Origin of the sequence: Streptomyces sp. NPDC050528 (assembly GCF_044457795.1) — a bacterium.
Lineage (GTDB): Bacteria > Actinomycetota > Actinomycetes > Streptomycetales > Streptomycetaceae > Streptomyces.
Map to the genome: position 1 here is coordinate 1 of NZ_JBITHH010000030.1, position 6,412 is coordinate 6,412.

At 67.4% G+C, this 6,412-nt stretch carries 2 protein-coding genes; one reads left to right on the forward strand and one right to left on the reverse strand.

The genetic code is table 11. The annotated features are described in order from the left end of the window. Nucleotides 1-25 precede the first annotated feature (25 nt). Nucleotides 26-199, reverse strand: coding sequence for a hypothetical protein (locus tag ACIBK4_RS50410; protein WP_399006954.1), 174 nt, complete (start codon nucleotides 197-199; stop codon nucleotides 26-28). Between ACIBK4_RS50410 and ACIBK4_RS50415 the strand changes: the two genes are divergently transcribed. Then, on the forward strand, nucleotides 120-6,412 hold a 6,293-nt coding region (locus tag ACIBK4_RS50415), incomplete at its 3' end, for an amino acid adenylation domain-containing protein (protein ID WP_399006952.1). The genes ACIBK4_RS50410 and ACIBK4_RS50415 overlap by 80 nt on opposite strands.

The following is a 6,412-nucleotide window of genomic DNA, read 5'->3' on the forward strand; positions in this document are numbered from 1 at the left end:
TGGTGGCGGGTGAGGAGGAGCGGGTTCAGCCGCGTTTGTTGGGTGGGTTGTTGGGGGTGAGGGCGGCGAGTGTGGTGCCGTCGTTGTTGGAGGTGCTGGAGCCGGGGGATTTGGCGGGGGTGGAGTCGTTGGTGGTGGGTGCGGAGGCGGTGAGTGAGGTGGTGGCCCGGGCTTGGTCGCCGGGGCGCCGGATGGTCAACACCTATGGGCCGACGGAGTCCACGGTGATCGTGACTACAGGGGTGGTGGATACGGACCGGCCGGGTCCGGTGCCGGTGGGTGGGCCGACGGCGAACAACCGTCTGTATGTGTTGGATGACGGTCTCTCGCCGGTTCCGGTGGGTGTGGTGGGTGAGTTGTATGTGGCGGGTGTTCAGCTGGCGCGGGGTTACGTGGGGCGCGCTGGGCTGACGGCGGAGCGGTTCGTGGCCTGCCCCTTCGGGTCGGGTGAGCGGATGTATCGGACCGGTGACCTGATGAGGTGGACGGCGGACGGGCAGTTGGTGTTCGTCGGCCGGGCTGATGAGCAGGTGAAGGTCCGTGGGTTCCGGATCGAACCCGGCGAGGTCGAGACGGTTCTGCGGGCTCACCCGGAGATCGCCCAGGCCGCGGTGATCGCCCGCGAGGACATTCCCGGTGACAAACGACTCGTCGCCTATGTCGTCTCCTCTGACATTCCCTCCGACACGCCCCATGACGAACTGTTGAGCGCGGTCCGGGAGTACACCAGGCATCGGTTGCCGGAGTACATGGTGCCGTCGGCTGTGGTGGTCCTGGATGGGCTGCCGTTGACGGTGAACGGGAAGCTGGACCGGCGGGCGCTGCCGGCACCGGATTACGCCGCGGGTGCGGGCGGGGGCCGGGCTCCGGCCAATGCGACCGAGGCCATTTTGTGCGAGGTGTTTGCCGAGGTCCTGGGGCTCGACCAGGTGGGGGTGGATGACGACTTCTTCCGGTTGGGTGGGCATTCGTTGTTGGCGGTGCGGTTGGTGGAGCGGCTTCGTGGGCGGGGTGTGTCGGTGTCGGTGCGGGCGTTGTTCGAGGCGCCGACGCCGGCGGGGTTGGCTGGGGCGGTGGCGGTTGAGTCGGTGGTGGTGCCGGAGAATCTGATTCCGGTGGGGGCGGAGCGGATCACGGCCGACATGCTGCCGTTGGTGGAGTTGTCCGATGCTGATGTGGAGCGGATCGTTGCCGGGGTCGAGGGCGGCGCGGCGAACATCGCGGACGTGTACCCGCTGGCCCCGCTGCAGGAAGGCCTGCTCTTCCACCATTTGATGGCTGCCGACGGACGTCAGGACCCGTACGTCACGGTGATGGTGTTGCAGTTCGATGCCCGAGCACTGCTTGACCGGTTCGTGCAGGCCTGGCAGCAGGTGGTGGACCGGCACGACATCTATCGCACGGCGGTGGTGTGGGAAGGGCTGAGCGAGCCGGTACAGGTGGTGTGGCGGCAGACCGTGCTGCCGGTGGTGACCCATGTCCTCGACGGTGCCGAGGCTGATCCGGCGGCGGCGTTGGTCGAGTTGGTGGGCTCGGGGATGGATCTGGGGCGGCCGCCGCTGATGGATCTGCACATCGCCCAGGTCGAGGGCGGGCGTTGGCTGGGACTCCTGCGAATGCACCACATGGTGCAGGACCAGCAGGGCATGGATGTGCTGCTCGGGGAGTTGCGGGCGATTCTCACCGGACGGGACGCCGAACTGGCGCCGCCGTTGCCGTTCCGGAACTTCATTGCTCAGGCTCGGAGTGTTTCCCGTGAGGAGCATGAGCGGTTCTTCGCCGAGCTGCTGGGGGATGTGACCGAGCCGACCGCGCCGTACGGACTGATGGACGTCCGCGGTGACGGAGCGAAGACGGTGAGCGGGCTGGTGCCGGTGCCGCAAGAGCTGGTCGACCAACTACGGGATGTGGCGCGGCAGTTGGGCGTGAGCGTGGCCACGGTGTTGCACGTCGCGTGGGCGCGGGTGCTGGCAGCGGTCTCGGGTCGTGATGACGTGGTGTTCGGCACGGTGTTGTTCGGGCGGATGAACGCTGGTGCTGGTGCCGACCGGGTGGTGGGTCCGTTCATCAATACGTTGCCGGTGCGGGTGCGGACTGATCAGGTCGGGGTTCGCGCTGCGGTGGAGCAGATGCGGTCCCAGCTCGCGGCATTGCTGGAGCACGAGCACGCACCGCTGGTGCTGGCGCAGCAGGCCAGCGGCATCGCGGAGAACACGCCCCTGTTCACGTCATTGTTCAACTACCGCCACGTAGAGCGGGATCGCGCGGGGCAGGCCGAAGATGCCGTTCCGGACCGGGAGGCCGGCATCCGGAGTGTCTTCTCCCAGGAGCGGACCCACTATCCGCTGACCATGTCCGTCGACGATCTGGGCACTCGCGGCTTGAGCCTGAGCGTCCAAGCGGTCGACGCGGTCGATCCGTACGCGGTGGGACGGTTGCTGTGCACCACGCTGGAAAACCTCGTCACCGCGCTGGGTGACACCCCGGACGAAGGCCTCGACACTCCACTGCAGGCAATAGACATCCTGGACTCCCAGCAGCTGGACCAGGTGCTGCATCAGTGGAACGACACCGCTCTGGAGACATCCGGCGAGACCTTTCCTGGTGTGTTCGAGGCTCAGGTCAGGAGCACCCCGGATGCGGTGGCGGTGGTGGCTGACGGGGTGGAGGTGTCGTACCGGGAGTTGGACGCCCGCGCAAATCGCTTGGCGCGGTATCTGATCGAGAGGGGTGTCGGGCCCGAGCGGGTGGTGGCGCTGGCGTTGCCTCGCTCGGTGGAGATCTTCGTGGCGATCCTGGCGGTGTGGAAGGCGGGTGGAACGTATCTGCCCGTTGATCCGGAGCTGCCGGCAGCACGGGCCGAGTTCCTGTTACGCGATGTCGGTGCCGTACTGGTGGTGACCACGCAGGCCAGTGGGGACGCGTGTGGCGTGTTGCGGGGTGGCGTCGAGTGTCTTGTCCTCGACGAGCCGGAGACTGTCGCCGCCTTGGCGCGGTTCTCCGAGTCCGATGTGACCGACGCTGATCGAGCCGGCGTGCTCCTTGGGGACAGCCCGGCGTACGTGATCTACACCTCGGGCACCACGGGAACGCCCAAGGGCGTGATGGTCACCCACACCGGGATCGCAAATCTCGTGATGTGGACGGTGCGCCAGTGCGGGCTGGGCGGGAACGACCGGGTCCTGCAGCGAACGTCGTTGAACTTCGACGCCGCCGCGTGGGAGGTCTTTGCCGCGCTGGGCAGCGGCGCCGGTCTGGTGCTGGCGCCCAAGGCCGCCGACCGGGACCCGGCCGCGCTGGTCCGGTTCGTGGCCGAGCAGCGGGTCACGGTTCTCCAGGTCGTACCTACGCTGTTGCAGTTGCTCGTGGACGAGCCGGGCTGGAGCGATTGCGACGCCCTGCGACTGCTGTTCTGCGGCGGTGAGGCGTTGTCCGCGGAGCTGTCCCAACGTCTGTGGGAGCGGCTGCCGCGGCAGAGTGCTGGTGCCGAAACGGGGCCGGCCGGCCCGATCCCGGTGTGGAACGTCTACGGTCCGACCGAATGCGCCGTCGACGCGACCGCCGGCCGGTTGGACCCCGCACAACGAAGCGGTCCCGTGCCGATAGGGACACCGCTCGCCAACACTCGCCTGTTCGTGCTCGACGACGGCCTTGACCCGGTGCCGCCCGGTGCCGTCGGCGAGTTGTATGTGGCGGGTGCTGGGGTGGCGCGGGGTTATGTGGGGCGGGTGGGGTTGACGGCGGAGCGGTTTGTGGCGTGTCCGTTCGGTGCCGGTGAGCGGATGTATCGGACCGGTGACCTGGTCAGGTGGATGGCGGACGGGCAGTTGGTGTTCGTCGGTCGTGTGGATGAGCAGGTGAAGGTTCGTGGGTTCCGGATCGAACCCGGTGAGGTTGAGGCGGTGTTGCAGGCTCATCCGGGGGTGGGCCAGGCTGCGGTGATCGTCCGGGAGGACACGGCTGGTGACAAGCGGCTCGTCGCCTATGTGGTGCCGGTCGAAGGCGCGGTTCGTGAGGGGTTGCCCGGTGTGCTTCGCATGCATGCTGAGCAGCGGTTGCCGAAGTACATGGTGCCGTCGGCTGTGGTGGTCCTGGATGGGCTGCCGTTGACGGTGAACGGCAAGTTGGATCACCGGGCTTTGCCGGTGCCGGACCAGGCCGGGGGCACGGGGCGGGGTCCGGTCACGGTGCAGGAGGAGATCCTGTGCGCGGTGTTCGCGCAGGTGCTGCACCTGGAGTCGGTGGGGGTGGACGACGACTTCTTCGAGCTGGGTGGGCATTCGCTGTTGGCGGTGCGGCTGGTGTCGCGGGTACGGGCGGTTTTGGGTGTGGAGCTGCCGCTGCGGGCGCTGTTCGAGGCTCCTACGGTGGCGGGGTTGGCGGGTTGGCTGGCTGGCCCGGGTGTGGGTGGGGCGCGGTTGGCGTTGCGGGCGGGGGTGCGTCCGGAGCGTGTTGGGTTGTCGTTCGCGCAGCAACGGCTCTGGTTCCTGGGGCAGTTGGAGGGGCCCAGCCCGCTGTACAACATCCCGGTGATGGGTCGCCTCAGCGGCGACTTGGATGTGGCGGCGTTGGATGCGGCGTTGCGGGATGTGATTGGTCGGCATGAGTCGTTGCGGACGGTTTTCGCGACGGTTGACGGTGAGCCGTATCAGCGGATTCTTGAGCTTGGGGAGTTGGACTGGGGGTTGCAGGTTTCTCGGGTGAGCCCGGAGCGGCTGCCTGAGGTGGTGGCCGAGGCGAACGGGTATGTGTTCGACCTGTCGGCGGAGGTCCCGATCCGGGCGTGGCTGTTCGGGGTTGGTGCCGATGGGGACGTGTCCGGTGGGGTTGACGAGTATGTGCTGGTGGTGGTGACGCATCACATCGCCAGTGACGCCTGGTCGATGAACCCGTTGGGACGGGATCTTTCAGCGGCGTACGCGGCACGCCTGCGGGGCGAATCACCGCGGTGGAGCCCTCTGCCCGTACAGCATGCCGATTATGCGTTGTGGCAGCGGGAGTTGTTGGGGGAGGGGTCTGATCCGGGGAGTTTGTTGTCGGTGCAGGTGGGTTATTGGCGGGGGGTGTTGGAGGGGGTGCCGGAGGAGTTGGCGTTGCCGTATGACCGGTCGCGTCCGGTGGTGGCGAGTCATCGTGGGCATGCGGTGTCGTTGCGGGTGTCGGCTGGGGTGCATGAGCGGTTGGTGGGGGTGGCTCGTGCTGAGGGTGTGACGGTGTTCATGGTGTTGCAGGCGGCGTTGGCGGTCACGTTGTCGCGGCTGGGCGCTGGCATGGACATCCCGATCGGGTTCCCGGTGGCGGGGCGTAATGACGAGGCGTTGGATGATCTGGTCGGGTTCTTCGTCAATACGTTGGTGGTCCGTACGGACTTGTCGGGGGATCCGACGTTTGCTGAGGTGTTGGGTCGGGTGCGGGGGGCGAGTTTGGGTGCGTTGGAGCATCAGGACGTGCCGTTCGAGCGGTTGGTGGAGGAGTTGGCTCCGGCGCGGTCGTTGGGGCGGCATCCGCTCTTCCAGGTGATGCTGACGGTGCAGAACACCGAGCGCGGCATGGTCGATCTTCCCGAGGCACACACCGGAAGCCGGCCTGCGTCACCGACCGGCTTCACCACCATGGCGAACGCCAGGTTCGATCTGGAAGTGACCGCGGAGGAGACGTTCGACGCCCATGGCCGCCCCGCCGGGCTGCGCGGGTCGGTGATCGTCGCGGCGGACCTGTTCGACGAATCGACCGCGTCCCGGATGGCGGGTTGGTTCCTGAAGGTGCTGGAGACGGTGACTGCGGCCGCGCAGGTGCGGCTGCACGAGGTCGACCTGCTTGACGACCAGCAGCGGGAGCAGCTGCTGGTGCGGTGGAACGACACTGCCGTGGAGAGTACGGCAGCGACTGTTCTTGAATTGTTCGAACGTCAGGTTGCCGCGGCCCCGGATGCGGTGGCGGTGATCGTCGGCGAGGAAGAGGTGTCGTATCGGGAGTTGGATGCGGCGGCGGATCGGCTGGCTCGGTGTCTGGTGGGTCGGGGTGTTGGCGCGGAGTCGGTGGTGGGGTTGTGTCTGCCGCGTGGGGTGGACGTGATCACCGCGATTTTCGCGGTGTGGAAGGCGGGGGCGGCATACCTGCCGATCGACCCGCAACTTCCGGCGCAGCGGATCGCGTTCATGCTGGCGGATGCCGGCGCCGATGTGGTGCTTGCCCGCCGGGACGGGCTGGAGGACTCGGCCGATGGTCTGGCTGACGCCTTGGCGGGTGTGTCGGTGGTGTGGCTGGACGATCCGCAGTCGTTGGGCGAGGACTCCGCGGTCGAGTTGCCGGTGGTGGTGGTGGATCAGGGTGGGTTGGCGTATGTGATGTATACGTCGGGGTCGAGTGGGGTGGCGAAGGGTGTGGGGGTGACGCAGGGTGGGTTGGTGAA